Consider the following 25,891-nt stretch of genomic DNA (forward strand, 5'->3'; position numbering starts at 1 on the left):
CCGTTATTGTATTGTTGTCATCCAAGGGTAACCAATAAGTAGTGGAGCAACCAACAGGTTAGCGTCAAAAATGGTACCCAGGCGCCATTAATCGCCGGCCGGCAGTGCAGTTTGCCCGCGGTAATATCGGCCTTCCTGCTAAGCGTCACAATGAGACGAAGGGGCGTTGAAGCAGTCTCTTTAAGACAAAAAGCGATGTCGGAACGGGCCGGTTTAGGCCATATTGGTAATGGCAAGCTTGCTTTAGTCGTTATCATAGTAAGGAAAGTAGTATGAGGAAGACAACGTTGGCGCTGGTGCTGACCCTCTTTGCATCAAGCAGTGTGTTTTCGACCGGATCTTACGCCGATGGCCGCTGGGATCACGATCGTCACGGCCCGCGATGGGACCGGGGCCATCCCGGACCCGGCTGGCGCCACGATCGCGGCGATTTCAGAGGCCACGGGTATCGGGACGGCTATCACGACCGATTCGCCTGGCGCGGACATGAGTTCCGAAGGGGCTACCCGCTGCCGCCACCTTACCGGGGCGATTATTATCGCGTGCACGATTGGCGCCACCGTGGTCTTCAGCCGCCTCCACGCGGACATTACTGGTCATATGTCGATGGACGTTATGTGCTGGTCGCCGCCGCCACCGGCGTGATCACCGCTATTATCATGGGCAATGCGCTTCAGCATTATTAAGGGAAACGAGGCGAGTACATCGACGGCTTTCAACTCAGCGTCAGACTGTATTCGCTATAGTATGCCGCTGGACTGGCTCCAGCCAGTCCAGCCGGGAATCACCCTCTTGCGGTTCCCATTTGCTCCACGCCCCCTCGCCAACGCGAACCACGTTAAAACCGGCTTTCTCCAACAACTCGCAGTCATTAACACTAAAGCTACCGATAAATAGCAATTTTGTTACAAAATTTCGCGACCAGTCCGGCGCAAAAATCACATTGTATGGTAATAATGTAATCAGAGAATATGGCTAATGAAAGAAGATACGGCACTGAAAAGAAGGTGCGGCCGGACTAAATGAACAATGTTAAGCCCCAGGGTTTTTTTGACGGTCACAACGATTCATTGCTGAATTTGTGGCTGCATCATGGCGATAATCCGGCAGAGGCTTTTTTCGCCGGGTTGGCGCATGGGCACCTCGATTACCCGCGAATGCGCCGAGGCGGCTTTGCGGCCGGTATGTTCGCGGTATTCGTGCCGCCGGCGGCCTATCTGACTGAAATGCGCAAACGGGAGCTGCCCGGCGCCGCGTTAAATCACGATCCGCTGGCGATTACCAGGGCACAGATCGCCATACTGCATACCTTAGCGCAGGATCCCCAAGGCCGGGTCCGTCTCTGTCGGTCGGTTGATGATATCGAAGATTGCCTGCGGCTCAACGTGCCGGGGATGGTACTGCATATAGAAGGAGCGGAAGCCCTCGACCCGGACCTGGTTCTGCTGGATCAATTTTATCATCAGGGCTTGCGCAGCATCGGTCCGTTCTGGAATGAGCAAAACCAGTTTGGTGCCGGCGTGAAGGGAGATTTTCCCGGATCGCCGGATAGCGGACCCGGCATGACGCCGGCGGGTAAAGCGCTGATTCATGCCTGCAACCGGAAAAAGATTCTGATTGATTTGTCCCATATGAATGAAAAGGCGTTTTGGCAGACGGCCGAACTGAGCGACGCACCCTTGGTGGCGACGCACTCCAACGCACACACCCTCTGCCCGCAGCCGCGCAATCTCACCGATGCGCAGCTGGCGGCGATAGCCAACAGCGATGGCTTGGTGGGCGTCAACTTCGGCACGGCATTTCTGCGCGGGGACGGTAAGCGTGACGGCGATACCCCCCTAACCGAAATTGTCAAACATCTGTGCTACCTGATGGAAGTCCTCGGTGAAGACCGGGTCGGTTTCGGATCCGATTTCGATGGGGTCAACGTGCCTAACGCATTGGGGGATGTTGCCGGAATGCCGCTGCTGCTGGAGGCGATGACCCGTGCGGGTATCAATGACGCCCTGCGGGAGAAGCTGGCCTGGCGCAATTGGCTGAGGGTGTTGAAGCGCACATGGGGTTACTAAGGAAGCATTCCTGCCGCAATGATGTTGTTCTTTGGATTGCCCCCTTTTTTATGGGGGACTGCGATCCTTTTTTTAAACCTTAAGAGGAGAAATATGATGACTGTGTGGACAAAACCGACGTTTGAAGACTTGCGTCTTGGTCTGGAAGTAACGCTGTACATTTCCAACCGTTAATCTTCAATGCCCGCGCTACCGCGGGCATCTTTCTTTTGAATTTCCCGGTTAGCATATGCAGATTAAAGTTTTAGGCTCCGCGGCAGGCGGAGGATTTCCACAATGGAATTGCAACTGCCAAAACTGTCAAGGCGTACGCACCGGCACGATAAAAGCCTCGCGGCGGACGCAATCCTCCATTGCCATCAGCGACAACGGTACCGAATGGGTGCTGTGCAATGTTTCACCCGATATTTGCCATCAAATCCTGGCGACCCCGGAATTGTCTCCCGCCCCGGGCGTGCTGCGCGGAACCGGGATCGGCGCCATTATTCTCACCGACAGCCAAATCGATCACAGCGCGGGCTTGCTAAATTTGCGTGAAGGCTGCCCGCACAAGGTGTGGTGCACCGACGAGGTGCATCAGGATTTAACCAGCGGCTTTCCGGTGTTTACCATCCTATCGCACTGGAATGGCGGCCTTGAGCACCATCCCATTGTGCCGGGGCAGCCCTTCAGCGTCGCCGTCAGCCAGACGATACGGTTTACGCCGATCCCGTTGCTGAGCAATGCGCCGCCTTATTCCTCCTACCGCGACCGTCCGCTGCCGGGACACAATATCGCGCTGTTTATGGAAGACGGCCGCAGCGGCAAAAGCTTGCTCTATGCGCCCGGTCTGGGCGAGCCGGATGAAACGCTGATGCCGTGGCTGCGAAAAGCCGACTGCCTGTTGATTGACGGCACGCTGTGGCGTGATAACGAACTTTCCCTTACCGGCGTAGGCCGGCATACCGGTCGTGAGATGGGGCATCTGGCCTTGGGGGAAGAGCAGGGCCTGGCCGCGCTGCTGGCCTCGCTGCCCGCTAAGCGAAAAATCCTGATTCATATTAATAATACCAATCCCATCCTCGATGAAGACTCCGACGAACGGCAAAGTCTGACGCGGCAAGGCATCGAGGTAAGCTGGGATGGGATGCTGATCGAGGTATAGCCATGACACAAACGCAACCGCTGTCACCACAGGCCTTTGAACAGGCGCTACGGGACAAAGGCGCTTATTACCATATCTACCATCCCTACCACATCGCCATGCATAACGGTCAGGCGACCCGCGAACAGATCCAGGGATGGGTGGCGAACCGTTTTTATTATCAGACCAGCATTCCGCTGAAAGACGCGGCGATCATGGCCAACTGTCCGCATCCGGAAGTGCGTCGCAAATGGGTGCAACGCATCCTTGACCATGACGGTCAGGGCGACGGCGACGGCGGCATTGAAGCCTGGCTACGCCTCGGCGAAGCCGTGGGCCTCAAGCGCGACGTGCTGCTGTCGGAAGAGAGGGTTTTGCCGGGCGTGCGCTTTGCCGTGGATGCTTATGTCAACTTCGCCCGCCGCGCCAATTGGCAAGAGGCGGCGTGCAGTTCGCTCACCGAGCTGTTTGCGCCGCAGATTCATCAGGCGCGTCTCGATACCTGGCCCGGCCACTATCAGTGGATCGAAGCGGAAGGCTACGGCTACTTCCGCAGCCGCCTGAGCCAGGCGAACCGCGATGTGGAACACGGGTTACAGCTGGCGCTGGAGTATTGCGACAGTGTGGAAAAACAGCAGCGCATGCTGGAAATCCTACAGTTCAAATTGGACATACTCTGGAGCATGCTGGATGCCATGAGCATGGCGTATGAATTGCATCGTCCTCCTTACCATACCGTCTCCTCCGAGTCGGTATGGCACAAAACGAGACTGGTATGATGGAGCTTAATCACTCACAGACGCCGATGTTCCGGCGCGGTTTCCGTTTGCAGTGGGAAGAGAAGCAGAATAGCCACGTCATTCTCTATCCGGAAGGGATGGCGAAACTTAACGACAGCGCCGCCGCCATTCTGCAATTGGTGGACGGCAAACGGACCCTCGGCGAGATTATCGCCGATCTGTGCGCCCGTTTTCCCCAGGCGTCGGAGCTCGATGATGACGTCAGCCAATTTTTCATCCAGGCCTATCAGCAAAAGTGGATTATCTTTCGTGAATGAGCAAAAACCAGTCGTGAATCCGCCGCTATGGCTGCTGGCGGAACTGACCTACCGCTGTCCGCTGCAGTGCCCGTACTGCTCCAACCCCCTCGATTTCGCGTCGCAGGACAAAGAGCTGACCACCACACAGTGGATCAAGGTGTTTAAGCAGGCGCGCGCCATGGGCAGCGTGCAACTGGGATTCTCCGGCGGCGAGCCGCTTATGCGCAAAGACCTGGCGGAATTGATCGCCGCCGCCCACGACCTGGGCTTTTATACCAACCTCATTACGTCAGGTATCGGCCTGACGGAGAAAAAGCTGCAAACCTTCGCGGACGCCGGCCTTGATCATATCCAAATCAGTTTCCAGGCCAGCGACGAAACCCTGAACGCCGCGCTGGCGGGCTCGGAAAAAGCCTTCCGGCAGAAATTGGCGATGGCCAAGGCGGTTAAAGCCCATGGTTATCCGATGGTGCTCAATTTTGTGCTGCATCGCCATAACATCGATCAGATCGATCGCATTATTGAGCTTTGTCTCCAGCTGGAAGCCGATGACGTCGAGCTGGCCACCTGCCAGTTTTACGGCTGGGCCCAGCTGAACCGGGAAGGGCTGCTGCCGACGCGGGATCAAATCGAGCGCGCCGAGCAGGTAGTGAAGCGCTATCGGGAGAGCATGGCGAAGGACGGCAACTTGACCAATCTGCTGTTTGTCACCCCCGATTATTATGAAGAGCGGCCCAAAGGCTGCATGGGCGGCTGGGGCGCTATCTTCATCAGCGTTACGCCGGAGGGCACCGCGCTGCCATGCCATAGCGCACGCCAGCTGCCGGTGAAATTTCCCTCGGTGCTGGAGCATGATCTCGATGACATTTGGCACCACTCCTTCGGCTTTAACCGCTATCGCGGTTTCGATTGGATGCCGGAGCCGTGCCGTTCCTGCGACGAAAAGGAGAAAGACTACGGCGGCTGCCGTTGTCAGGCATTTATGCTGACCGGCAGTGCCGACAATGCCGATCCGGTCTGTGCAAAATCGTCCCATCACGACAAAATCCTCGCTGCGCGCGAGGCGGCCAATCGCACACGAACGCAGATCCATGAACTGCAGTTCCGTAACCGCGTCAACTCGCAGCTGATTTTTAAAAGCATCCCATGAAGGGGGTCCGGCAGGAGGCGCGGCAACTTCTGGCGAACGGATTGACCCTCTGTTTGCGGCATGATGCGTGGGCAACCGAAGCCGCCGCGCTGCTGCGGGTTGAGGTCGGCAGCGATGCCGAACCAACCGCCTGGCCGGGCTTGGCGCACCTGCTGGAACATCTGCTTTTCACCGGCGGCAGGGCCTATCAACAGCAGCAGCGGCTGTTAAGCTGGATCCCGGCGCAGGGAGGTCGACTGAATGCCACCACCCGCGGTGATCGCACCGCCTTCTTTTTTGCCGTCGATCCCCCGAAGCTGGCGCCGGGTTTGGCGCGGTTGACGGATATGCTTGCCGCGCCGTTATTCGACCTTGCCGCCCTGGAACAGGAAATAAACGTTATTGATGCCGAGTATCGGCTGTTGATGGCCGATGCGGATACCCTATGCGACGCGGCGCAGCTGTACCTGTTCGACGGCGCGCCGGCCTTGCGGCGTTTCCAAGCGGGCAGCCGCGCCGGTTTCGGCGGGGATTTACCGTCTCTGTGGCAGGCGCTGCGGGATTTTCATCGGGAACATTACCAGGCCGGCCGCATGACGCTGTGGTTGCAGGGGCCGCAGCCCTTGGCTGAGCTGCGCGCCCTGGCCGAAAGCTACGGCGCCAGCTTGCCGGCAACCCGCACCGTCATCCCCGCGTCGCCGTTGCGGTTGACATCCCGTGGCGACGCCATGCTTCAGGTTGCCGGCGGTCCACGGCTTCGGCTGAGTTTTGCCCTGAACGGCTGGCGGAACTGTGACGCGGGCGGATATGACATTTTACGCGCCCTGCTGAACGACGAGGCGGACGGTAGCCTGATGGCCTGGCTGCGGGAGCGTGATTGGTGCGACGGCGCCGATCTTATCAACAGCTGGCGCGGTCCTGATACGGCCATCGTCGCGGTGGAATTCACCCTGACCCGGGACGACCCCGCGTTGGGCGTACAGGTGGAACGGGCATTTTTATACTGGCTAACGCAGCTGTCCGCGCTGTCGGATAATAAACAGTTGCGGCATTACGCCCGGCTGGCGCAGCGGCGCTTTGACAGCCAAACGCCGCTGGATCAGCTGCGGGACCTGGCTTTTGATGCATCGACGCCGCAGCGCATCGACACGCAGTCCTGGCGGCGCTGGCTGGCACGGTTCCGGCCGGAGGGGATAAGCCGGTTATGGCTATCGGAGCAGGTTACGGGGTCTCGGGTCCACAGCCGGGGGTTTGACCTGCAACTCGCCCCGTTTACTCCGCCCTTTGCGGGACCGGTTCCGATGCCGACGCTCTGTTTTTATGCCGACAGCGCATTCCTCACGACGCATCAACTGCCGCAGGCGCAGCCTATGCCGCAGGCGCGGCCCATGCCTCAAACGCCCCCCTTACCTCAGACGCAGCCCGCACTCCCCTCCCAGTTCGTGAGGTTACGGCAGATTGCGGCGGGGGAGACCGCGGTGCTGACGCTGTATCCGGCGCCCTGCAGCGGCTTTACCGAGCTCCAAGGGCACATTCTGCACGCGGCGCTGCGGGCGACGGCGGCCAATCTGGCCCACGGCGGGAGCGAGCTGCGCATTGAGCGGCGGCAGGGCGTGTGGCTGCTTCAGCTTTGCGCCGATGACGCCATGATGCCCCGCGCGCTTGAGGTCATAAGCGAGCGGTTGCGGGATCTTCCTGAAGCGGTAATCCGCCAGGGACAACGCGCCCGGCAGCACGAACTATGGCGCGAGCAGGGACAGATCCCGGTGCGCCGGCTTTTGAGCCAGCTGCCGGGCTGGCTGGGGACGGTCGCCGGGGACAACGCTTCGAACCGACCGCCAGCGGCGCCAGGGCACGGCATGGCCCACTGGCTGGGAGATGTCTCCTGGCAAGGAACCCTGTATGGCGGCACAGCCGGTCTGCACCACCAGCTTTCCCGACTGCTGAGCCGTTTCCCCGGCACTTTTGCGGCACCGGAATTCCCTACAGCAGCAGTGCCGTTCGCCGCCGCATCGGAACTCCCTGCCGCAGCGACGCCGTCCGGCGCCGCACCGGAACTCCCTACCGCAGCAACGCCGAACGCGGCGCGCTATACGCTGCCGCAGGCCGAGGGAGATCACGCCTTCATCCTTTTCTGCCCGTTGCCGGCCGCCGACATCGACAGCCAGCTCGCCTGGCGTCTGTTGGCGCTGATCTACCAGCCTTGGTACTTTCAGCAGCTGCGCGTGGAGCAGAACATCGGCTATGTCGCTAATTGCAGCTTTTATGATACGGCATGGCGTGCCGGGATTGTGTTTGCCCTGCAATCTCCGCACTTTAACGGTGAAGAACTGCATCAGCGCACACTGGCATTTTTGCAATGGATGGAGACTCGGCTTGACGAGATGCCGGCAGAGCTGCTGGCGGAGCGGCGTGCCTCTCTATGGCGGATGCTGACCTGCCGGGAGCCAAACCGCTTTATCCGCGCCGGGCAGGCGTGCTTTATTGACCCGGCGATCGTCACGTCCCAGGCCCGGGAGCGCCTGGAGCATATAGACCCAATGGCGCTCAAGCGCTGGCATAGAATCTTTATCGATTCGGCCAAGCACTCTGCCGGTAATATAGTGGCGACCACCGCATAGGTTCCGTTGTCGGGATCATCTTTAACAGTTACTTTTCCCCGGTTGATCCTTCCCCGGATAAATTTAACGCTATCCGGTTCCGGCAAAGGGAGCCGAAAAACCGTGAGTCCTGGGATAACGCCGATTTTTTGCCGCGTTTAAATCCTCTGGTCTCCCATACATCATTTTCTTTGCGGAATAAAACCAGGCACACCGGTTTCCACCACCGAATTAAAACGTATCCTGGTGGTAATATTTTGCTGAATTTCATCCATTGCACTTACAGGCAGCGTTGAAATATCCATGTTTTCTTGAATATGGCTTGGCGCCGCGGAAGTCGTCAAAAAAGCAGCGCCTCGCTGCACACACCAGGCCAACGCCACCTGTGCCGGCGTCTTTTGCAAACGGCGGGCAATTCGGGTGATCACCGGATCTTCCAGAACATTCGGATCCATGCCATGGCCGAGGGGCGCGAACGCGAGCAGGATAATTCTATGCTGCCGGCAAAACTCAAACAGCTCCCACTCAGGCAGGAAAGGATGACATTCAACCTGCACCACAGCCGGTTTTATCCGCGCCGTCGCGACAATTTTTTTCAGCAGCGGCAAAGTGATATCAGACAAGCCGATGGATTTGCACCGTCCACTCTCCACAAGCCGTTCAAGGGCGCTCCAGGTCTCTGTCAACGTTACCCCCGTGTCGTAAATGACCTGGCCCCGTTCATCCCGGGGATCCTGATTCTCGCCGGGTTGAAAGGCAAAGGGAGTATGGATCAGGTAGCAATCGATATAATCAAGGCGAAGACGGGCGAGGCTCCCCTCAAAAGCAGGCAGAACCCGCTCCGGACGATGATTGGTGTTCCATAATTTCGTGGTGATGAACAAATCCTCCCGCCTGACCTTGCCGGCCTTCAAAGCCTCGTGGATTGCCAAACCGACCATCTCCTCATTTCCATAGCGCTCCGCACAGTCGAAATGCCGGTAACCGGCTTCCAACGCAGCTATGACGGCCTGTTTTGTCACTGAAAGATCGCGGAAAAGCGTGCCGAATCCCACCGCCGGCATCTCGCCGGAACCCTGTAGAACCGGCAATGTTGTGTCGCGAAGTTTATTTTGCGTAGTCATATCTTTACTCCGGTTATTTGTTAACAATCATAAAAGATGATGCAGATTCAACGATAAACTCGTTTCTGCGGGGTTTAATCCGCAGTCGCGGCTTTATCAAATAACAACGCCAATGGGCTCACTACCGCCATTGCCAACAACAAAAGTTTGAACTGCCCGACCAGCGCGACAAACGACGCCTGACCGGTAATCATTTCGTTGAGCGCCGCGGTCGCCACCGGGCTGGTGGACGCCGCCAGGTTATGTGCGGCAATAAAGTAGGGCGTCAAGTGACTTGCAAATGCCTGATGCATCGCTTGGCTATTGTTGAAAAAAAATATCTGTACCACCGCAACGCCCATCGTGCTGCCATAGACACGAGCAAGATTGAAAAAACCTGCGCCTTCGGCACGCAGACCGGGGGCAAGGGTGCTGAACGCCACCTTGGCAAGCGACGGCATTAAAACGCCGAGGCCAATCCCCTGGATCGCTCCGGTAACCGCCACTGGCCACCAGTCCATCGCCGGTGAATAGCCGAGTATCAGAAAATTGGCATAAATCACTAACGCTATGCCTGCGGCGACCCACGGCCGAGGGTCGAGACTTTCGGAAATACGGCCCATCAGGATAAATGCGCTTAATAATCCGATACCCCGTGGAATCGTCATGAAACCGGTTGTTGCCGGCGGATACCCGAGCAGTTCGTTCAACATCGGAGAAGTCAGCGCCATCGTTGACAGCAGCACAAACCCGGCCGCGAAAAAAATGATGGTTGAAAATACGAAATTTCTGTTTCTGAACAATGCTTTGTTGAGAAAATGCACTTTCGCGGTCAGTATGTGCACCATGTACAGATAGAATGCCAGTGCGGATGCCAAGGCCTCCGCCCGGATTTCCGACGAGGCAAACCACTCCATGCGCTCACCCCGGTCGAGCATCATCTGCAACGCAATCATACCCACCGTAAAGGTACCGAAGCCGAAAAAGTCAAAAGGGGCGCTTTTCCCGGCTTTTTTATCGGCAAGGGACAGGGCGGTTGCGATTGCGATAAATCCTGTTAGCGGAAGGCTGATATAGAATAACGCACGCCATCCGTAATATTCGCTGAGCCAGCCACCAATACCCGGGCCGCTGGCTATGCCGAACAGTACAATAGCCGTCCAGGCATGGCCGAATTTCACCCGTCGGGCAGCGGGGAGCAATTCCACTACAATCGCCATTGAAAGGGGGCCGAGAATGCCGCTGGCCGCGCCTTGAACAATACGCGCGCCGACAAACTCCAGCGGGCTGGTGGCAAGGGTGCCGAGAAGCAACCCCATCGTGAAGAGTGCCAGCGCGGTTTGAAACACCCTTTTCAAGCCATAGCGTACCGCCAGCCACTGGGCCAACGGCATGCTGATCGCGCTCGCGGCGAGATAGGCCGTGAATATCCAGCCCACTTCATCGTCGGACATCGATAAGCTTCCCTGAATAAAGCTCAGTGCCGCATTCGGCAAAGACAGATTCACGGCTTGCATATAGGTCGCGAGCAGGGCGGCGGCTTTTAGCGTGCGGACGCCTTTTTGCTCTGGCGTACCCTCAGTATTGACGCTCATAGGCGACGACCCGCGGTCAATAATTTTCCGAACAGCGGCGCCCAGAACCCGCGATATCCGGTATCGACCTTTACCGTGGCGCTGGTACCGGAGAACAGGGTAAGATCGGAACTTGGCTCATCAAATTCGAGCCGAACCGGTACCCGCTGAACGACCTTGACCCAGTTCCCGGTTGCGTTTTCAGGCGGTACCAGGGTGAAATCCGATCCTGCCCCAGGACTCATGCTGATGACGTGGGCTTTGAAAATTCGATCAGGATAGGTATCAATATTGATTGTCGCATCTTGGCCTACATGCATATGGGTCACTTCCGTTTCCCGGAAGTTGGCTTCAACCCACATCTGCCGCCGGGATAGCAGGGCAAACGCCGGCGCACCGCTGTTGATATAGTTGCCGACCTGTAAATCATCCACTTTAGCCACAATACCGTCGTCAGGCGCATATATGGTGGTGTAAGACAGGAGCAGCCGTGCTTCATCGAAGGCGCTCCTGGCTTCGCGAACAGCGGGATGATTATCGACCTCTATATCCGGATGACCGCCCAATTCAACCACCGTATTGGCAATCTGCTGTTCTATGGACGCTATTCGCTGCCGGGCAACTTTAAGGTCGGTATCCGCGCGTTCGTATTCTGAGCGGGAAATGGACTGGCTGACCACCAGCGTCTTTTTTCTAAGAAAGTCTTTTTGCTCAAAATCAGCCGATTCTTTGGCCGATTGCAGTTCAGCCTGTTGTTCCCGGTATTTTGCCTTCAGTCCTTCAATAGCAAGTCTTGCGACATTCAGCTGTGCTTCTGTCTGGCTGAGCGCAATCCGGTACGGCTCAGCATTTATTTGAAAGAGAACTTGTCCTTTATAAACCCGTTGGTTGTCCTTCACCGCAATTTTGGCGACTTGTCCTGAAACCTGGGCATTGATCAATGTTTTAGCTACCCGAGCGTATGCATTGTCGGTTGAAACATAGGGTTCGGCGCCCAGATAATACAAACAGCCGGCTACGGCTAAAAGAACAGGTAATCCAATCATAAGGATGGGACGTAATGTCTCTTTGACTCTTTTCCTGATATGCGTCCCGGCTTTTGTAAGCTCTTTCAGTTCGCGGGCGTCCAACGCCGCGTTGCCAACATTTTTAGTCATAATGAACTTCACCTTCCATCCGGAAACAGGGCCTTTCCCCCTGAGGTATCGCTTCGCCGCACGAAGCTTAAAACTTAGCCTTTTCAGAGTCTTTAATTTTGTGCGACAATGTAAGAATATCGAGCAACCGATCTTTGTTCAAGGACTTTTGTACACTATGGCACAAAATAAAGTTTCAGAAGGGAAGGGCCGTGGCCGCCCCCGTGCGTATAACCCTGAGGCAGCGATACAGCAGGCTCTAGATATTTTTTGGCACCAGGGGTATTCCGCAGCTTCGCTGGATGGCATCGCCAATGCCGCCGGGATGAATCGCCCGAGTCTTTATGCGGCATTCGGCAATAAGCACGCGCTTTATATCAAGGCACTAGAGCAATATTGGGTACAGGCCGCTGATGCCATGCGTAAGGCGCTTGCGGATAACACGCTGTCATTACGCCAGGCGTTGACGCATTTTTATCAGGGGCAATTGTCAATCTACTTCTCGGGCGACGGCCAACCGCGAGGCTGCTTTATGATCAGCACAGCCACGTCCGAGTCCATGGGGGATGCACCAATACAAACGTTTCTTTTGGGGCGGATGCATCAACTTGACGCCAGTCTCGAAACAAGGCTGCGAGCAGCCATCATTGCGGGAGAATTAAAAAAAGATGCCGACGTTGCCGCTCTTGCCATCGTCGGGTCCGCGGTGCTGCATACCCTTTCAATCCGTGCCCGGGCGGGAGAATCCCGCGCTGTATTGATGGAGGTCGCCAACAGCGTGATAAATCTGATTTGCGGGTGAAAGGCGGAACAGATGCCTGGAGGAGGGTACCACCTCCCCTGATGGAACCCAGCTCGCCCAATATCACCATGCTGAAGTAAGTGCATAGATGTATGTATTAATTGAGTTCATTCCCCGGAAGAAGCGTTTGATCCCGTCGAATGTACCCCACCTTATGTTAAGGCATCACAAAAGTGTGACGGCGATCACACTCAGTGACCAAGCAAAGCCCTGACCCCATCAAAGTTGAGCCAGATCACGAAAAATAATGAAACGCTGCTCCATTATCATAAAAACTGTGATTCATACTACAAATTAAGCGCATATCTGAATGGCTGGAAAAATTTTCTTTGACGCCCCTATAGCGCCATGGCCGTGGATTTGTCTTTTTTTTCAATAAGATAGTGCCTGCTGCAGTATTTTCAACAAGGTACTGTATGGCGATGAACAAGGGGTAAGGTATATGCGCACGACGGGTCATTTGCGCTGGTATATGGTGTCATTGGTTACCCTCGGCACGATTTTGTGCTATTTAACCAGAAACACCATTTCAGCGGCCGCGCCAACGCTACAAAGCGATCTGCACGTCACGACACAACAATATTCCTACATTATCGCGGTGTTCTCGGCTTGTTACACCATAGCCCAACCTATCGTTGGTTATGTGATTGATTCTCTGGGTACTAAAGTCGGTTATACCGTTTTTGGCGTTTTGTGGGGGATTTTTTGCCTCGGCGCATCTTTTGCCGGTGGCTGGAAAGGGTTGGCGGTACTTCGCGGCTTGGGCGGTTTTGCAGAAAGCGCCATGATTCCCGCGGGGTTAAAAGCCGTGACTGAATGGTTCCCGGATAAGGAACGTTCCGTTGCGGTGGGATATTTCAACGTGGGTTCCTCAATGGGGGCGGTAATAGCGCCGCCGCTGGTGGCCTGGGCCATCTATATCCATAGCTGGCGTCTGGCCTTTGTCATTGTCGGCTTGGCCAGCGTGATGTGGGGCATTGGCTGGTTGCTGGTATACAACCGTCCGTCAAAATCCAAATCCCTGTCGAAGGAAGAGTACCTGTACATTACCGGCGGACAACCGGAAAAAACGCAGGTGGAAAAGGTTCATATCGGTCGCTTGCTTAAACAGCGTAAATTCTGGGGGATTGCGCTGCCGCGCTTCCTGGCCGAACCGGCATGGGGGACCTTTAACGCCTGGATCCCGTTGTTTATGGTGCATACTTACGGCTTCACGCTGAAAGATATTGCCATGTTTGCCTGGATCCCCATGCTGTTTGCCGATATGGGCTGCATCATCGGCGGCTACCTGCCCGGGATTTTCCAAAAAGTATTCGGCGTAAATATCGTCGTTTCCCGTAAGCTGGTGGTGACCATGGGCGCGGCGATGATGCTGCTGCCGGGCATGGTGGGACTGTTCGGCAGTCCGTTTGTCGCCATTGCCCTGCTGTGCGTCGGCGGGTTTGCCCACCAGTCGTTGTCCGGCGCATTGATTACGCTCTCCTCCGATATGTTTGATCCGGGGGAGGTGGCGACAGCGAATGGTTTTACCGGTATGGCGGCCTGGACGGCAAGCACGCTGTTTGCGCTGGTGGTGGGGGCGTTGGCCGATACCATCGGTTTCAGTCCGCTGTTCGCCGTTTTATCGGTTTTTGATGTGATTGGCGCGGTGATATTGTGGACGCTGCTGAAATCATCCGACCCGACGTTCAGTGCTGAACGAACCGCTTAAGCAAGCTGAATAGCAATAATCGCCGGCCTGTCATTGGTCTCCAGGTCGGTTGGTAGAGGGTGCGGAAAGACAATCCGGCTGCAATCAGACACAACGGATGTCCTTTCGCAACGCATTTACATCCCTCCCCGGCATGTTTCTAAATCACCGAGCATAAGTATCCTCTTTTGCCAAAATCCTTGCCGTAGTAATCCTTTGGATGGGGATGATAGCCAATGGCCTTTCCGTTTCCTTGCGCCGCACACTCTTTGTCCCCTTCATCTTGATATATCTTAGGCACGGGACCAAACAGTTTTGCGTTATTCCAAAACTGTTTTTGACCCGGAGGGCTGACTAACTTGGGCGCGGTATCAGAAGGCTTATCGCCAGGGGTAAAATTCAAATAGGCGCATCCGGAAGAAAACAGCATAAAGCCTGTCAATATAATGGAACTCGTGGTCATTCTCATGATATATGCGCCCAATGATTAGCCGTGTATAATAATATTTGTCTGGTGATATATCATTCAGACAATAATGGTTCATAAAGCTGAAAAGTATTTTTAGCTTTGATGTAATTTTAAATTAAATAAAAAACTATCAAAATTTTGGCATAAATTTGCTCCGCTAAAGGATTGCGTAACATGAAAGCATTTTATTATATTTACTTGGGTTATTAATGCTTTTAACCTACATCTCGTATTGTAAAGTTGCAATTGCCACTTTTATCATTTCTTGTATTTAACGCATTTTGAGAAAACACTTAGATTAGAATAATAAAAATCTCATTAGTTTCAAGTGCTAATGACAGAATTAACATATTAACCTAGATAAAAATTAGTAGTGATACGTATTGTTTTAATCTTCGCGTGCTAACCAATGGAGGTATTCGAAATGGGGATAAGAACCGTTTTTTTATGTTTTTGCCCTGGTCGGCTAGGGCCAAATATTGGCACGATCGTTTTTGATATTCGCGATCGGTAATGAGAAGGGCCACCTAGGCGGCCCTTAATGTATGGGGTAAGTCTTTTTGTTGAACAACCCTTTTCAGATGATTCAGCCTAACTGAAGTCGGTACTGGTGGTGACGCTTGCCCAATCACTGATTTCCTGTCCCAGTTGGCTCAGTTTCTGCCGCACCTGTTCCAGGGCATCCGCCCCCAAAATCAGGTGCACAGGGGGCTTTTCCGCCTGCAAGGCGGTAATAATGGCTTTGCCGGCCAGTGCCGGGTCGCCTCGCTGAATACCGTGCGCCGCAGACAGGCCCGCGCGTACCTTACCGGTGGTTTCAGCATAGGCCGCCAGACGAACCTTCGATTGTTTCATTGAATTTGGGCTACGAAAGTCGGTACGGAACGCGCCCGGTTCGACAACCGTGACGCCAATCCCAAACGGAGCAAGCTCTTTAAACAACGTTTCCGAGAGGCCTTCAACGGCAAATTTTGTCATGTGATAAAACCCGACGGCGGGAAACGTAACCAGTCCGCCCACGGAGCTGACATTGACAACATGCCCATGTCCCCGCCCGCGCATCCCCGGCAGCACCGCTTTGATCATGTTCCAGGTTCCATAAACATTGGTTTCAAACAGGTCGCGGACATCCTGCTCGTCACCTTCTTCTATGGCGGCCAGATAGCCGTAACCAGCATTGTTTACCAGGACATCAACCGCGCCGAAGCGCGCTTTTGCAGCGTTAACCGCGGCCTCTGCCTGCTCGGGGCGGGTGACATCCAGTTCAAGAGCAATCGCCGCATCTTTATACTTTTTGACCAGGTCATCCAGCGCGGAGGCATCTCTTGCGGTCAGCACAACGCGATAACCCGCCATCAGTACCTGTTCAGCAAGGTCTCGTCCCAGACCTTTGGAGCAGCCGGTTATCAGCCATACAGATTTATCTTTAATCATGTGTCAGCCCTTATCTCTTTATTTCATTTAGGCCCCTTCCCAGTCACCAGGAGGACTGACGGGGGGCGACGAACGTCGTTCGATCTCATCGACAATGAGCATTGAGTGTAATAGCCTAGAATTTTTTTATCATGTCTGATAATTAGGACGAGCCATGCAATCTGATAAAACAATCAGCAAGGGCAATCTCGATGATTTATCCGCTTTCGCCACGGTGGCCCGTATCTGCAGTTTTACCCGAGCCGCCGCCGAATTAAAGATGTCCACATCGATGCTGAGCTATACGATTAAACGACTCGAGGCCCGCCTGGGCATGTCTCTGCTGCAACGCACCAGCCGCAGCGTTGCCCCGACGGAAGCGGGGGAGAAACTATTGCTAGCGCTACTGCCTGCGCTGGACACCATCGAAGGGACGCTAAATGAGCTAGCCCTTGCGGAAAAGCATGTGACGGGAACCCTGCGTCTTAATGTCACCCGACAGGCATATAACAATGTAATACGTCCTTTAACCGGTAAATTCTGTGCCATGTATCCGCAGGCCACCCTGGAAGTGATCATTGACTATGGGTTTAGTGATATCGTTGCCGAACGATTTGATGCCGGCATCCGGCTGGGGGAAAAATTACAGCAGGACATGGTGGCCATCCCCGCAGGACCGCCGCTTTGCATGGCGGTGGTGGCCTCACCAGGCTACCTGAAGGACCGGCCTTTACCGGCAACGCCGGAAGATCTCAAAACCCATAAATGCATTAATTACCGGATGATTTCGGCAAATAACATTTACTCCTGGGAATTTTCAAAGGAGGGCAGAGACTTAAGAATTGCCCTCAACGGTCCGCTGACCTTCAATGACCCTGACCTGATGCTGCAAGCCGCCCTTGACGGGTTGGGCATAGCCTATGTCCTTGACCACGAGGTGAAAGACCATATAGCGGCCGGCCGCCTGATAAGATTATTGGAAGACTGGACGACTCATTTCCCCGGTTTCTTTCTTTATTACCCATCCCGGCGGCGCGTCTCTCCCGTATTATCTTCATTTATTTCTTTATTGAAAGGCTAGGGCATAAAAAGACGGCGCTCTCCCCGCGACGGTGAAAATGCAGGCCGGCGAACGCATAAAGCATTCCCAAACACAGCCACCCTTGAGGTGGCTGTATTACTTCTGAATCCCAAATAAACTACGCTACCAAGAAGAGCATTAATTTGCTTTAGCGGGTGCCTAATACAAATAATAATTCCTGAGCAAAATATATGGCTGCTTTATATCTTTCAATCCGATCTGTTATGTTTACTCATTCTGTTCTCCTGTCAGGATACCGGGATTAATTTTATGGTGAATTTCGCTGTCCATCAGCCGACAGTCTTGACCCACACCGACTGGGCATTGGTGAATTCCCTCAAACCGAAATGAGACAGTTCACGCCCGTAGCCGCTGTTTTTAACGCCGCCCACCGGAATGATGGGGTTCGAAGCCGAAAAGCCGTTGATGAAAACACCCCCGGTTTCCCTGGGGGGTCATAATTACATCGGTAGCGACACTGATAGACCCCTCCAAACTCCAGCCACACGGTGATCGGGTCCTGCAACCTGTTACAGCCGCAAAAATTACAGGTATAATCTCAAAAATCATTCAACGGGTTCAGAAACGAAGATGACAAAACTCACCTTACAAGAGCAGATGCTAAAAGCTGGATTAGTGACCAGCAAAAAAATGGCCAAAGTCCAAAGAACGGCTAAAAAATCACGAGTTCAGGCTCGTGAGGCAAGAGAGGCTGTGGAAGAAAATAAAAAAGCACAGCTTGAGCGTGATAAACAGCTCAGCGAACAACAAAAACAAGCTGCTTTATCTAAAGAGTATAAAGCTCAGGTGAAGCAGCTCATTGAAATGAACAAAATTGACATTTCAAAAGGCGATATTGGTTTTAACTTCACAGATAATAATTTAATCAAAAAAATAGTTGTGGATAAGATTACACAAGCTCAGCTGATTAGTGGGCGTCTCGCTATTGCTCGTTTGGTTGTTGATAACAGCGGCGAGAGTAAATACGCTATTATCCCCGCGAGCGTAGCCGATAAAATTGCCCAGCGAGATGCGAACAGTATTGTATTAAATAGTGCGCTTAGTCAGGAAGAGCAAGATGAGGAAGATCCGTATGCCGATTTTAAAGTGCCCGATGATTTGATGTGGTAATTAACGTTTTGCAGATGCTTAAAGTGGATGGTTGGGTTTACAGGGATGCTTACGCCTTCACCTGTCCGTCCCCCTCGCATACCAGAAATTTATCATCCAGACTTCAGCCAAAGACGTAGTCTGCGCAGGCATTGTGCTTTACACTGCGCGCTGCAAAAACTAAGTATTCAGACGATTAAGCAGGCGGTATGGCGATGAACGGAAAGATCACAACGTGGTTTAAGGATAGAGGTTATGGATTTATCAAAGATGAAAACGATGATAACCGTTATTTTCATGTGATTAAGGTCGCCAACCCTGAGTTGATTAAGAAAGATGCGGTGGTGACTTTCGAAGCCACCACCAATAACAAGGGTTTGTCGGCTTATGCGGTGAAAGTCGTACCCCAAAGCAAATACATCTATATTGCGGGCGAGCGCCTTAAGCTTACGTCGATCAAGTCTTACCTGGTTTACAGCGAAGAAGTGTCTGCCGATACCCGCATTGATAAAGAAAATGTGGTGCTGTCTGTGGGTGTACTGATGAGTAGCATCAGGCCGAAATCAGCCGCGAAGCCTGGTGAAATGCGCTCACTGAAAAAACTGGCGATCACCACCTTCCAGGGAACGACGTTAATCTTCTCGGAAGATGAGATAGACGTGGATGCCACGGTGAAACTGCTCAAGGTCTGAGCTAATACACTTAAATACAAATTAAGCATCAGATAATCACACAGGCCTTGCTCGGCCACCCAGTCACATATGGGCAGCCGTTTATTCGCATCCGTTCGCGCCGGCCTTAAAGATCGCGTTCTTTCAGCGCCCGCTGGCGATCGTAATATTCATTTTCAGCGGCAATGATTTCGTCGAGCAGCGAATCCACATCGGCTTTATGCGTTTCTTCGGCGAATTTTCCGGTCAGAATGGTTTCCGGGGTCAATTTACCGTCTTCATACAGCGCCCAGATTTCTTTCCCATAGCGGGTTTCCAGCAACTTCGGCGCGAACTGGCCGTAGTATCCGGTTATGTTGTTGACATCGCGCTCAAACATCTTTCCTGCATGGTTATTTGCCGCGGCATCGACGGCCTGCGGCAGGTCGATAATCACCGGGCCTTCGGCATCCATCAGCACGTTGAATTCCGATAGATCCCCGTGCACGATACCCACGCATAGCATGCGCACGATATTGCGGATCATGGTGTCAAAACCGACTATCGCTTCTTCTTCTGTCAGAATCACATCGCTAAGACGCGGCGCAACCAGGCCGTCGGCATCGGTGATAAGCTCCATCAGCAGCACGCCATCCAGGCAAATGTACGGCTGCGGCACGCGCACACCGGCATCCGCCAGACGGAACAGGGCATCGACTTCCGCCGTCTGCCAGGACTCTTCCTGCTGCTTGCGTCCGAATTTTGAGCCTTTTTCCATCGCGCGCGCGTTGCGGCTGTTACGGACCTTGCGACCTTCCTGATACTGCACGGCCTGCTTGAAGCTGCGCTGTGTCACTTCTTTGTAAACTTTAGCGCAACGAATCTCTTCACCGCAGATTACGGTGTATACGTCGGCTTCTTTGCCGCTTTTCAGTCGACGGACCACATTGTCTATCAGACCGTCATCCACCAGAGGTTGGATTCTATTTGGAATTTTCATGCAGCCTTGTACCTTATTTCAGCGCGGGAGGGAATAACTTGCGCAAAATTTTTGCGGTACAAGTTCTCTCGTGTAGCACTGATGAGTACCATTATCCTTTATCTCGCGTTGCCCTGATGGTTTCTATTATGCCACAATATTTATTGCAGCTGGGCGTTATGCGGCGCAAAAGTAGGGTGACATGTGAAGAACAGGTATACGAAATGACGCTCCCGCCCGCCGCCGGGCTAGGCTGGGGGTAGGGTGGGCAGCCGCTGGGTGATTTGACTGCCGATCGGGTCGGCATGATCCTCCTGGCTGAAATGGCTGCCTGGTCAGAGGGGGCGGACGAAGTCCTTTAATTGAATTTGCGGCCTAGCGGCACGCACAGGCGAAATGAATGTCCCTGGGTCGGCCCTACACCCGTCGGTTGTTGGTAATATCAGGCATCCAGCAGATAGCGGGCAATCTTCACCACGATTTTACGAATCGGCGCTGGCTGCGTCAGCGTGGACATCGGACGGTGCAATTCTCCCGGAAACAGCAGCGCGATGTTCCCCGGCGTCAGGCTCAGCAGCGTTTCGTCGCTGAATCCCTCATACAGGCCGAAATCCTTTTCCTGGTCAAAATCCGTGCTGGGACGCTGCCCCTGGTGGCTGGTGGCCGCGCCGATAATTTCCCGGCCCTCAAGCAGAATATGCAGGTCGATATAGTGACGATGCAGTTCCGGCTGCTGTTCAGCCAGCATTTTGGTGCGGGCGATAATGTGGTTGAGATAAATATCCCGTCCCTCGATTTCCGCTTCCCCCGCCGGCAAGTTTGCGAGATCCAGCGTGCTGATGACTCGCAGGGTACGGCGGATTATCGGGTGATAAAGAGAGTTTTCCGTCGCCGACGTCAGTTCATCTAAAATCATAATTGACTCAATAGCCTCTGTCTGTTCCGGCGCACCGGCTAAAGGCCGGCACCTGCGCCCACTGGCCGGCGCGGCGGTCAACCACCGCTTGCGCCGTGGTGTTGATATTGATTGCGATCCGCACGGACCACCTGTGTAAACTGCGCCGGTCTTAAACCGCCACCACCATACCGCCATCCACGAACAATAAATGTCCGTTGACGAAGTCCGATCCCTGGGAGGACAAAAATACCGCCGCACCTACCAATTCCTCCGGGTTGCCCCAGCGGGCCGCAGGGGTTCTTTTGCATAGCCAATCGGTAAACGGCTGGTCTTCCACCAGCGCTTTGGTCATGTCGGTTTTGAAATAACCCGGCGCGATACCGTTGACCTGGATATTATGCCGGGCCAGCTCAACGCACATGCCGCGTGTCAGCATTTTTACCGCTCCTTTGGACGCGGCGTAAGGCGTGATAGTGTCCCGGCCTAATTCGCTCTGCATGGAGCAAATATTGATAATTTTTCCGCGCTGTCTTTTTACCATAAAACGCGCCACTGCCTGTGACACCAAAAATACTGATTTTTGATTCACGGAAATAACGTCGTCCCAATCTTTTTCCGGAAATTCTGTAAACGGATGACGACGCTGAATGCCGGCGTTATTGATTAAAATATCAATGGCACCAATGGTATTTTCAATGTGTTCTATTGCATTATTCACCTCTTGGTGGCTGGTGACGTTAAATGCCTGGGCGTAGGCGATATAACCTTCGTCGCGCAGTCGAGCGGCGGCATTTTCCGCCCGATCGGCGGTAATATCATTGATAATGATCTCTGCGCCGTATTCCGCCAAGCCTTCGGCCATGAGAAATCCTATACCCTGTGCCGATCCGGTAATTAAAACTTTTTTACCTTTTAATGAAAATAAGTTTTTCATGGAGTAATCCTGCCAGCCAAATCAATAGTGTTTTTTCAAAAATGAAATTACCTATCCCGCCCGAATAATTTCCACGGGATAATGCCGGCGGTGTATACCGCCCCGGTAAACCTTCAGCAAAAACGAATTTTCCTTCTATCGCTAACGAGCTACCGGATAAGTCGTCTTGGAAACTGAGTGTTATCAGAACGTTTTAGCGCCTGCTAAACTGTGATCAAGATCACTTAAGTACATGTTACTAAAAGCTGTTACCCGTAACGTGATCCGGTAGGCGGATACCCGACGTCGCGGGAGGTTTTTGACACTGGAGAGATATTTATTGTGGATAGTTATGATGATAATTCATTGATATATATATAATTTTTAATTATACACTTACGATGTTATCGAATCAATCAAACGTAACGCTATTTTCATCAGCGTCATTAACAGTGCATAATTCACCATTAACCACCGCCCCTGCCAAAGGTTTGCCCCATGAAAGCTCAGCGTGTCACGCTTCAGGATATTGCGCAGCTCGCTGGCGTGACGAAAATGACCGTCAGTCGCTACCTGCGCACCCCGGATAAAGTGGCGCCCGACACGGCCATCCGCATTGCGCAGGTGATGGAGGAAGTGAATTATAACGTCGATCCCGATAATATGATCTACGCCGCCGCGCATAATCCGCGTATCGGCATCTTGATTCCCTCGTTTAATAATCAGATTTTTTCCGATTTGCTGGCCGGTATTGAATCGGTGACCTCCAGCCAAGGCTACCAAACCCTGGTGGTTAACTATGACTATAATAATGAGCGGGAAGAAGGGCAGATTATCCATTTGTTGTCCTGCCACCTTTCCGGCCTGATCCTGACGGAATCGGTACACACTCTGCGTGCCGATAAGTACTTGAATGCCGCGGATATTCCTATCGCCCAGCTGATGGATATTGATCCGCAGCCCAATCGCATTATGGTGGGTTTCGATAACGTCCAGGCGGCGTTTGATATGACCTCAACCCTGTTGGCCAGCGGTAAACGGAATATTGTCTATTTTGGCTCCATGTCGGACGTGCGCGACCAGAAGCGCTACCGGGGCTACTCCAAGGCGATGGAGGATGCGGGCCTGACCCCGCGCAATATTTCTCCCAATACCCTGTCGTCGGTGTCCATAGGCGCCGGTATGTTATCGCTGGCTCGGCAGATGTATCCATTAACGGACGGTATCTTTTGCACCAATGACGATATCGCGGTGGGGGTATTGCAAGAGTGCCTGCGTTTGCAGATTGCCGTGCCGGCGAAAATGGCCATATCCGGTTTTCACGGGCTGGATATCGGTTTGGTGACCACGCCGTCGCTGGCAAGCGTCATTACCCCCCGCTTTGAAATGGGCAAAGTGGCAGCCGAGATTTTACTGAAAAAAATTAAACGGATACCCACCATCGAACACGTCGATTTGCACTATCGCATCTCCTTGGGCGGCACGCTTTAGCCGCTGCCGATCACGTTGCAAGTAACATGTTTTGTTAACATAATTTAAAGAGATCTCCATCACAAAATAAAGCATCGAAAACAGGCTTGATTACGTCATCTTATTTATCAGGTGATTAATCATGAACAATGTGGATACTGAGGCGGTCCTTATCCTGGCCCCGGTGAAAGATGAGCTTATGGAAAAACTGGCTGCCCATTACCGGGTCTATAAGCTGTTTGAATGTGAGGATACGGCGGCATTCCTGGCGAAACGGGGTAACGAGATCAAGGGTATTGTAACCCGTGGCGATATCGGTGTGCGCAACGCGGTGCTGGACATGCTGCCCGGACTTGAAATTATCGCTATTTACGGCGTCGGCACCGATGCGGTCGATCTGGAATATACTCGCGGTCGCGGCATAATCGTTACCACCACCCCCGGCGTGCTCACCGACGACGTGGCCGATATGGCCATGGGGCTGTTGCTGGCCGCCTCGCGCCGCCTATGCCAGGGCGATAGCTTTGTTCGGGCCGGCAAATGGCCCCACGGCAGTATGCCGCTATCCTCGAAGGTCAGCGGCAAAAAGCTGGGCATCTTCGGCATGGGGCGCATCGGCCAGGCCATCGCCCGTCGGGCTGCCGGTTTCGATATGCAGATCACCTACACCGACCGGCAGCGGTTCGATCACCTGCCATACGATTTTTTGCCCGATCTGCCCAGCCTGGCGGCGGCCAATGATTTCCTGATCGTAGCGATTTCCGGCGATCAAAGCAGCGTCGGCATCATCAATAGATCCATATTCGCGCTGATGCCCGCGCATGCACTGCTGATTAACATCGCCCGTGGCACGCTGGTGAATCAAGACGATTTAATCGATGCGCTGCGCGATAAACAGATTGGCGGCGCCGCGCTGGACGTGTTTGCTGACGAACCGCATGTCCCCCGGGATTTGATCGATCTGGACATTGTGGTGCTGCAACCGCATGTGGCCAGCGCCACGGTGGAAACCCGCATCCGGATGAGCGATATCGTCTATGCCAATATCGAGGCTCATTTCAGCGGGCGCCCGGCGCCCACCGCCATCAGTTAATAAGCTATTGACGCAGGGTGCCGGCAACGATCCTCTATAGTGACCTGATGATCAGCTCATCGCACCGGTAAGGTCATGAGCCTTTATTCCCTTATTCAACGGGCCTGGCGATCGCCGGCCATAGGTTTCCTTATGCCTGATCCGGGCTCGACGGACCAGGCTATTTTTGATGAGGCGAGTTATTTATGGATACTAAAATCCCCAATGCCCGCTGGTTACGCGTTATTGTACCGATATTAATTGCCTGTATTATTTCTTTTATGGACAGGGTTAATATCAGTTTTGCGCTGCCGGGCGGGATGGAAAGCGATCTGGGTATTACCAGCCAAATGGCGGGCTTGGCCAGCGGTATTTTCTTTATCGGCTATCTGTTTTTACAAGTCCCGGGCGGACGGACCGCCGTTAATGGCAGCGGCCGGAAATTCATCGCTTGCTCCCTTACCGCTTGGGCGGTGGTATCCATCTCAACCGGATTTGTCACCAACCATTATCAGTTGCTGGTATTACGGTTTATTCTCGGGGTTTCCGAGGGCGGTATGCTGCCGGTGGTATTAACCATGGTCAGCAACTGGTTCCCGGAAAAAGAGATCGGTCGCGCCAACGCCTTTGTCATGATGTTCGCCCCCATCGGCGGCATGTTTACCGCACCGGTGTCGGGTTATATTATTAACGTCCTGGACTGGCGCTGGCTGTTTATTCTTGAAGGCCTGCTGTCAATCGTGGTGCTTACCCTGTGGTGGTTCCTGATAAGCGATCGTCCGCAGGAAGCGAAGTGGCTGTCAGCCACCGAACGGGATTATCTGGTGGGGGAGCTGGCGCGGGAAAAGGCTGCGCGCAGCCTGGATAAAGCGGTATCCAAGGCGCCGCTGGCCGACGTTTTCCGTAATAAAGGGTTGGTAAAATTAGTACTGCTGAATTTCTTTTACCAGACCGGAGATTATGGCTATACCCTGTGGCTGCCGACGATTTTGAAAAACCTGACCGGCGCGAATATGGCTTCGGTGGGCTTATTGGCCATCCTGCCGTTTGTGGCGACCATTCTGGGCATTTATGTTATTTCTTTCCTGTCGGATAAAACCGGTAAACGCCGTGCCTTTATCATGCTGTCATTATTTTGTTTTGCCGCCGGTCTGCTGGCTTCGGTGCTGTTTCGGCAAAATGTACCGGCATCTTATATGTCCCTGGTGATTTGCGGTTTCTTCCTCAAGGCGGCCACCAGTCCCTTCTGGAGTATTCCCGGCCGGATTGCGGCGCCGGAAGTGGCGGGCAGCGCGCGCGGGGTGATCAATGGCTTGGGTAATTTGGGCGGCTTCTGCGGGCCTTATATCGTCGGCGTGATGATCTATTTCTACGGCCAGAGCGTGGCGGTGTGCGTATTGGCCGGTTCGTTGACCATTGCCGGTCTGATCACCCTTTGGTTGCCTAAGGAATGCGATCCGGATTCCAGCCGGGTAGAAAATATCCCCCTGGATACTTTGAACAGTATTAAACGGTCGTAAGCGCACTGCGGGTTAGCGACATATCGCTGCGCCGGCCTTCATAAACACACT

At 53.7% G+C, this 25,891-nt stretch carries 24 protein-coding genes and 1 pseudogene; 16 read left to right on the forward strand and 9 right to left on the reverse strand.

What is annotated here, in order from left to right:
• Positions 1-272: 272 nt before the first annotated feature.
• The 8 genes from HB631_RS00255 to pqqF all read left to right on the forward strand — a co-directional run bounded on the left by HB631_RS00255 (position 273) and on the right by pqqF (position 7,981).
• A complete protein-coding gene (locus HB631_RS00255) occupies positions 273-686 on the forward strand; it encodes an RcnB family protein (RefSeq protein ID WP_213989159.1) in 414 nt (137 codons plus the stop codon).
• 336 nt (positions 687-1,022) lie between these two features.
• The gene (locus HB631_RS00265; RefSeq protein WP_213989161.1) at positions 1,023-2,069 is read left to right on the forward strand and encodes a dipeptidase; all 1,047 of its coding nucleotides are present in this window, start codon (positions 1,023-1,025) and stop codon (positions 2,067-2,069) included.
• A 102-nt stretch (positions 2,070-2,171) separates the two neighbouring features.
• On the forward strand, positions 2,172-2,243 hold the full coding sequence (pqqA, locus tag HB631_RS00270) for a pyrroloquinoline quinone precursor peptide PqqA (protein ID WP_213989677.1): 72 nt from the start codon (positions 2,172-2,174) through the stop codon (positions 2,241-2,243).
• Between the two features lie 55 nt (positions 2,244-2,298).
• Positions 2,299-3,213, forward strand: coding sequence for a pyrroloquinoline quinone biosynthesis protein PqqB (pqqB, locus tag HB631_RS00275; protein ID WP_213989162.1), 915 nt, complete (start codon positions 2,299-2,301; stop codon positions 3,211-3,213).
• Positions 3,214-3,215: 2 nt separating this feature from the next.
• Positions 3,216-3,971, forward strand: a complete 756-nt coding sequence (gene pqqC / locus HB631_RS00280; RefSeq protein WP_213989163.1) for a pyrroloquinoline-quinone synthase PqqC — start codon at positions 3,216-3,218, stop codon at positions 3,969-3,971.
• Positions 3,971-4,249, forward strand: coding sequence for a pyrroloquinoline quinone biosynthesis peptide chaperone PqqD (gene pqqD / locus HB631_RS00285; RefSeq protein WP_213989679.1), 279 nt, complete (start codon positions 3,971-3,973; stop codon positions 4,247-4,249). Before pqqC ends, pqqD begins: the two co-directional genes overlap by 1 nt.
• The gene (gene pqqE, locus HB631_RS00290; RefSeq protein ID WP_345945671.1) at positions 4,242-5,381 is read left to right on the forward strand and encodes a pyrroloquinoline quinone biosynthesis protein PqqE; all 1,140 of its coding nucleotides are present in this window, start codon (positions 4,242-4,244) and stop codon (positions 5,379-5,381) included. The genes pqqD and pqqE overlap by 8 nt, the downstream gene beginning before the upstream one ends.
• Positions 5,378-7,981, forward strand: a complete 2,604-nt coding sequence (gene pqqF, locus HB631_RS00295) for a pyrroloquinoline quinone biosynthesis protein PqqF (RefSeq protein ID WP_213989164.1) — start codon at positions 5,378-5,380, stop codon at positions 7,979-7,981. The genes pqqE and pqqF overlap by 4 nt, the downstream gene beginning before the upstream one ends.
• A gap of 161 nt (positions 7,982-8,142) precedes the next feature.
• Here the strand turns inward: pqqF and HB631_RS00300 are convergent, their stop codons facing one another.
• The 3 genes from HB631_RS00300 to HB631_RS00310 form a co-directional block, all read right to left on the reverse strand.
• Complete coding sequence (locus HB631_RS00300; RefSeq protein WP_213989165.1) at positions 8,143-9,084, reverse strand: aldo/keto reductase; 942 nt, start codon at positions 9,082-9,084, stop codon at positions 8,143-8,145.
• A 74-nt stretch (positions 9,085-9,158) separates the two neighbouring features.
• Entirely contained in the window at positions 9,159-10,658 is a 1,500-nt protein-coding gene (locus HB631_RS00305; RefSeq protein ID WP_213989166.1) for a DHA2 family efflux MFS transporter permease subunit, read from the reverse strand.
• Entirely contained in the window at positions 10,655-11,794 is a 1,140-nt protein-coding gene (locus HB631_RS00310) for an HlyD family secretion protein (protein ID WP_213989167.1), read from the reverse strand. Before HB631_RS00310 ends, HB631_RS00305 begins: the two co-directional genes overlap by 4 nt.
• A 1-nt stretch (position 11,795) precedes the next feature.
• On the opposite strand from HB631_RS00310, the gene HB631_RS00315 reads away from it, so the two are divergent.
• Together HB631_RS00315 and HB631_RS00320 are read left to right on the forward strand one after the other, a co-directional pair.
• Positions 11,796-12,575, forward strand: coding sequence for a TetR/AcrR family transcriptional regulator (locus HB631_RS00315; RefSeq protein WP_213989168.1), 780 nt, complete (start codon positions 11,796-11,798; stop codon positions 12,573-12,575).
• A gap of 442 nt (positions 12,576-13,017) precedes the next feature.
• Positions 13,018-14,286, forward strand: coding sequence for an MFS transporter (locus tag HB631_RS00320; protein WP_213989169.1), 1,269 nt, complete (start codon positions 13,018-13,020; stop codon positions 14,284-14,286).
• Between the two features lie 139 nt (positions 14,287-14,425).
• On the opposite strand, the gene HB631_RS00325 is transcribed toward HB631_RS00320, so the two are convergent.
• Complete coding sequence (locus tag HB631_RS00325) at positions 14,426-14,734, reverse strand: hypothetical protein (RefSeq protein ID WP_213989170.1); 309 nt, start codon at positions 14,732-14,734, stop codon at positions 14,426-14,428.
• Positions 14,735-15,325: 591 nt separating this feature from the next.
• Entirely contained in the window at positions 15,326-16,168 is an 843-nt protein-coding gene (locus HB631_RS00330; protein ID WP_213989171.1) for an oxidoreductase, read from the reverse strand.
• A 154-nt stretch (positions 16,169-16,322) separates the two neighbouring features.
• Here HB631_RS00330 and HB631_RS00335 point away from each other — a divergent pair, with 154 nt between their 5' ends.
• Positions 16,323-17,228, forward strand: coding sequence for a LysR family transcriptional regulator (locus HB631_RS00335; protein WP_213989172.1), 906 nt, complete (start codon positions 16,323-16,325; stop codon positions 17,226-17,228).
• Between the two features lie 290 nt (positions 17,229-17,518).
• On the opposite strand, the pseudogene HB631_RS00340 reads toward HB631_RS00335, so the two are convergent.
• Positions 17,519-17,674: pseudogene (locus HB631_RS00340) on the reverse strand (aldehyde dehydrogenase family protein); the annotation flags it as partial.
• 145 nt (positions 17,675-17,819) lie between these two features.
• Here HB631_RS00340 and HB631_RS00345 point away from each other — a divergent pair.
• Positions 17,820-18,359, forward strand: a complete 540-nt coding sequence (locus tag HB631_RS00345; protein ID WP_213989173.1) for a DUF2058 domain-containing protein — start codon at positions 17,820-17,822, stop codon at positions 18,357-18,359.
• A 188-nt stretch (positions 18,360-18,547) separates the two neighbouring features.
• Positions 18,548-19,030: a cold shock domain-containing protein gene (locus HB631_RS00350; protein WP_213989174.1), complete on the forward strand. Its 483-nt coding sequence runs from the start codon at positions 18,548-18,550 to the stop codon at positions 19,028-19,030.
• Positions 19,031-19,136: 106 nt separating this feature from the next.
• On the opposite strand, the gene HB631_RS00355 is transcribed toward HB631_RS00350, so the two are convergent.
• The 3 genes from HB631_RS00355 to idnO form a co-directional block, all read right to left on the reverse strand.
• Positions 19,137-19,988 carry a PA4780 family RIO1-like protein kinase gene (locus HB631_RS00355; protein WP_213989175.1) on the reverse strand — a complete coding sequence of 284 codons (852 nt, stop codon included), beginning with the start codon at positions 19,986-19,988 and terminating at the stop codon, positions 19,137-19,139.
• Positions 19,989-20,409: 421 nt separating this feature from the next.
• A complete protein-coding gene (locus HB631_RS00360) occupies positions 20,410-20,883 on the reverse strand; it encodes a YhcH/YjgK/YiaL family protein (protein WP_213989176.1) in 474 nt (157 codons plus the stop codon).
• A 151-nt stretch (positions 20,884-21,034) separates the two neighbouring features.
• Entirely contained in the window at positions 21,035-21,799 is a 765-nt protein-coding gene (gene idnO / locus HB631_RS00365) for a gluconate 5-dehydrogenase (RefSeq protein WP_213989177.1), read from the reverse strand.
• 477 nt (positions 21,800-22,276) lie between these two features.
• Between idnO and HB631_RS00370 the strand changes: the two genes are divergently transcribed.
• The 3 genes from HB631_RS00370 to HB631_RS00380 all read left to right on the forward strand — a co-directional run bounded on the left by HB631_RS00370 (position 22,277) and on the right by HB631_RS00380 (position 25,840).
• Positions 22,277-23,269, forward strand: coding sequence for a substrate-binding domain-containing protein (locus tag HB631_RS00370; RefSeq protein ID WP_213989178.1), 993 nt, complete (start codon positions 22,277-22,279; stop codon positions 23,267-23,269).
• Positions 23,270-23,390: 121 nt separating this feature from the next.
• Positions 23,391-24,341, forward strand: a complete 951-nt coding sequence (locus tag HB631_RS00375; RefSeq protein ID WP_213989179.1) for a 2-hydroxyacid dehydrogenase — start codon at positions 23,391-23,393, stop codon at positions 24,339-24,341.
• Between the two features lie 185 nt (positions 24,342-24,526).
• Positions 24,527-25,840, forward strand: coding sequence for an MFS transporter (locus HB631_RS00380; protein ID WP_213989180.1), 1,314 nt, complete (start codon positions 24,527-24,529; stop codon positions 25,838-25,840).
• Positions 25,841-25,891: the final 51 nt, after the last annotated feature.

The organism is Sodalis sp. dw_96, assembly GCF_018449575.1.
Lineage (GTDB): Bacteria > Pseudomonadota > Gammaproteobacteria > Enterobacterales > Enterobacteriaceae > Acerihabitans.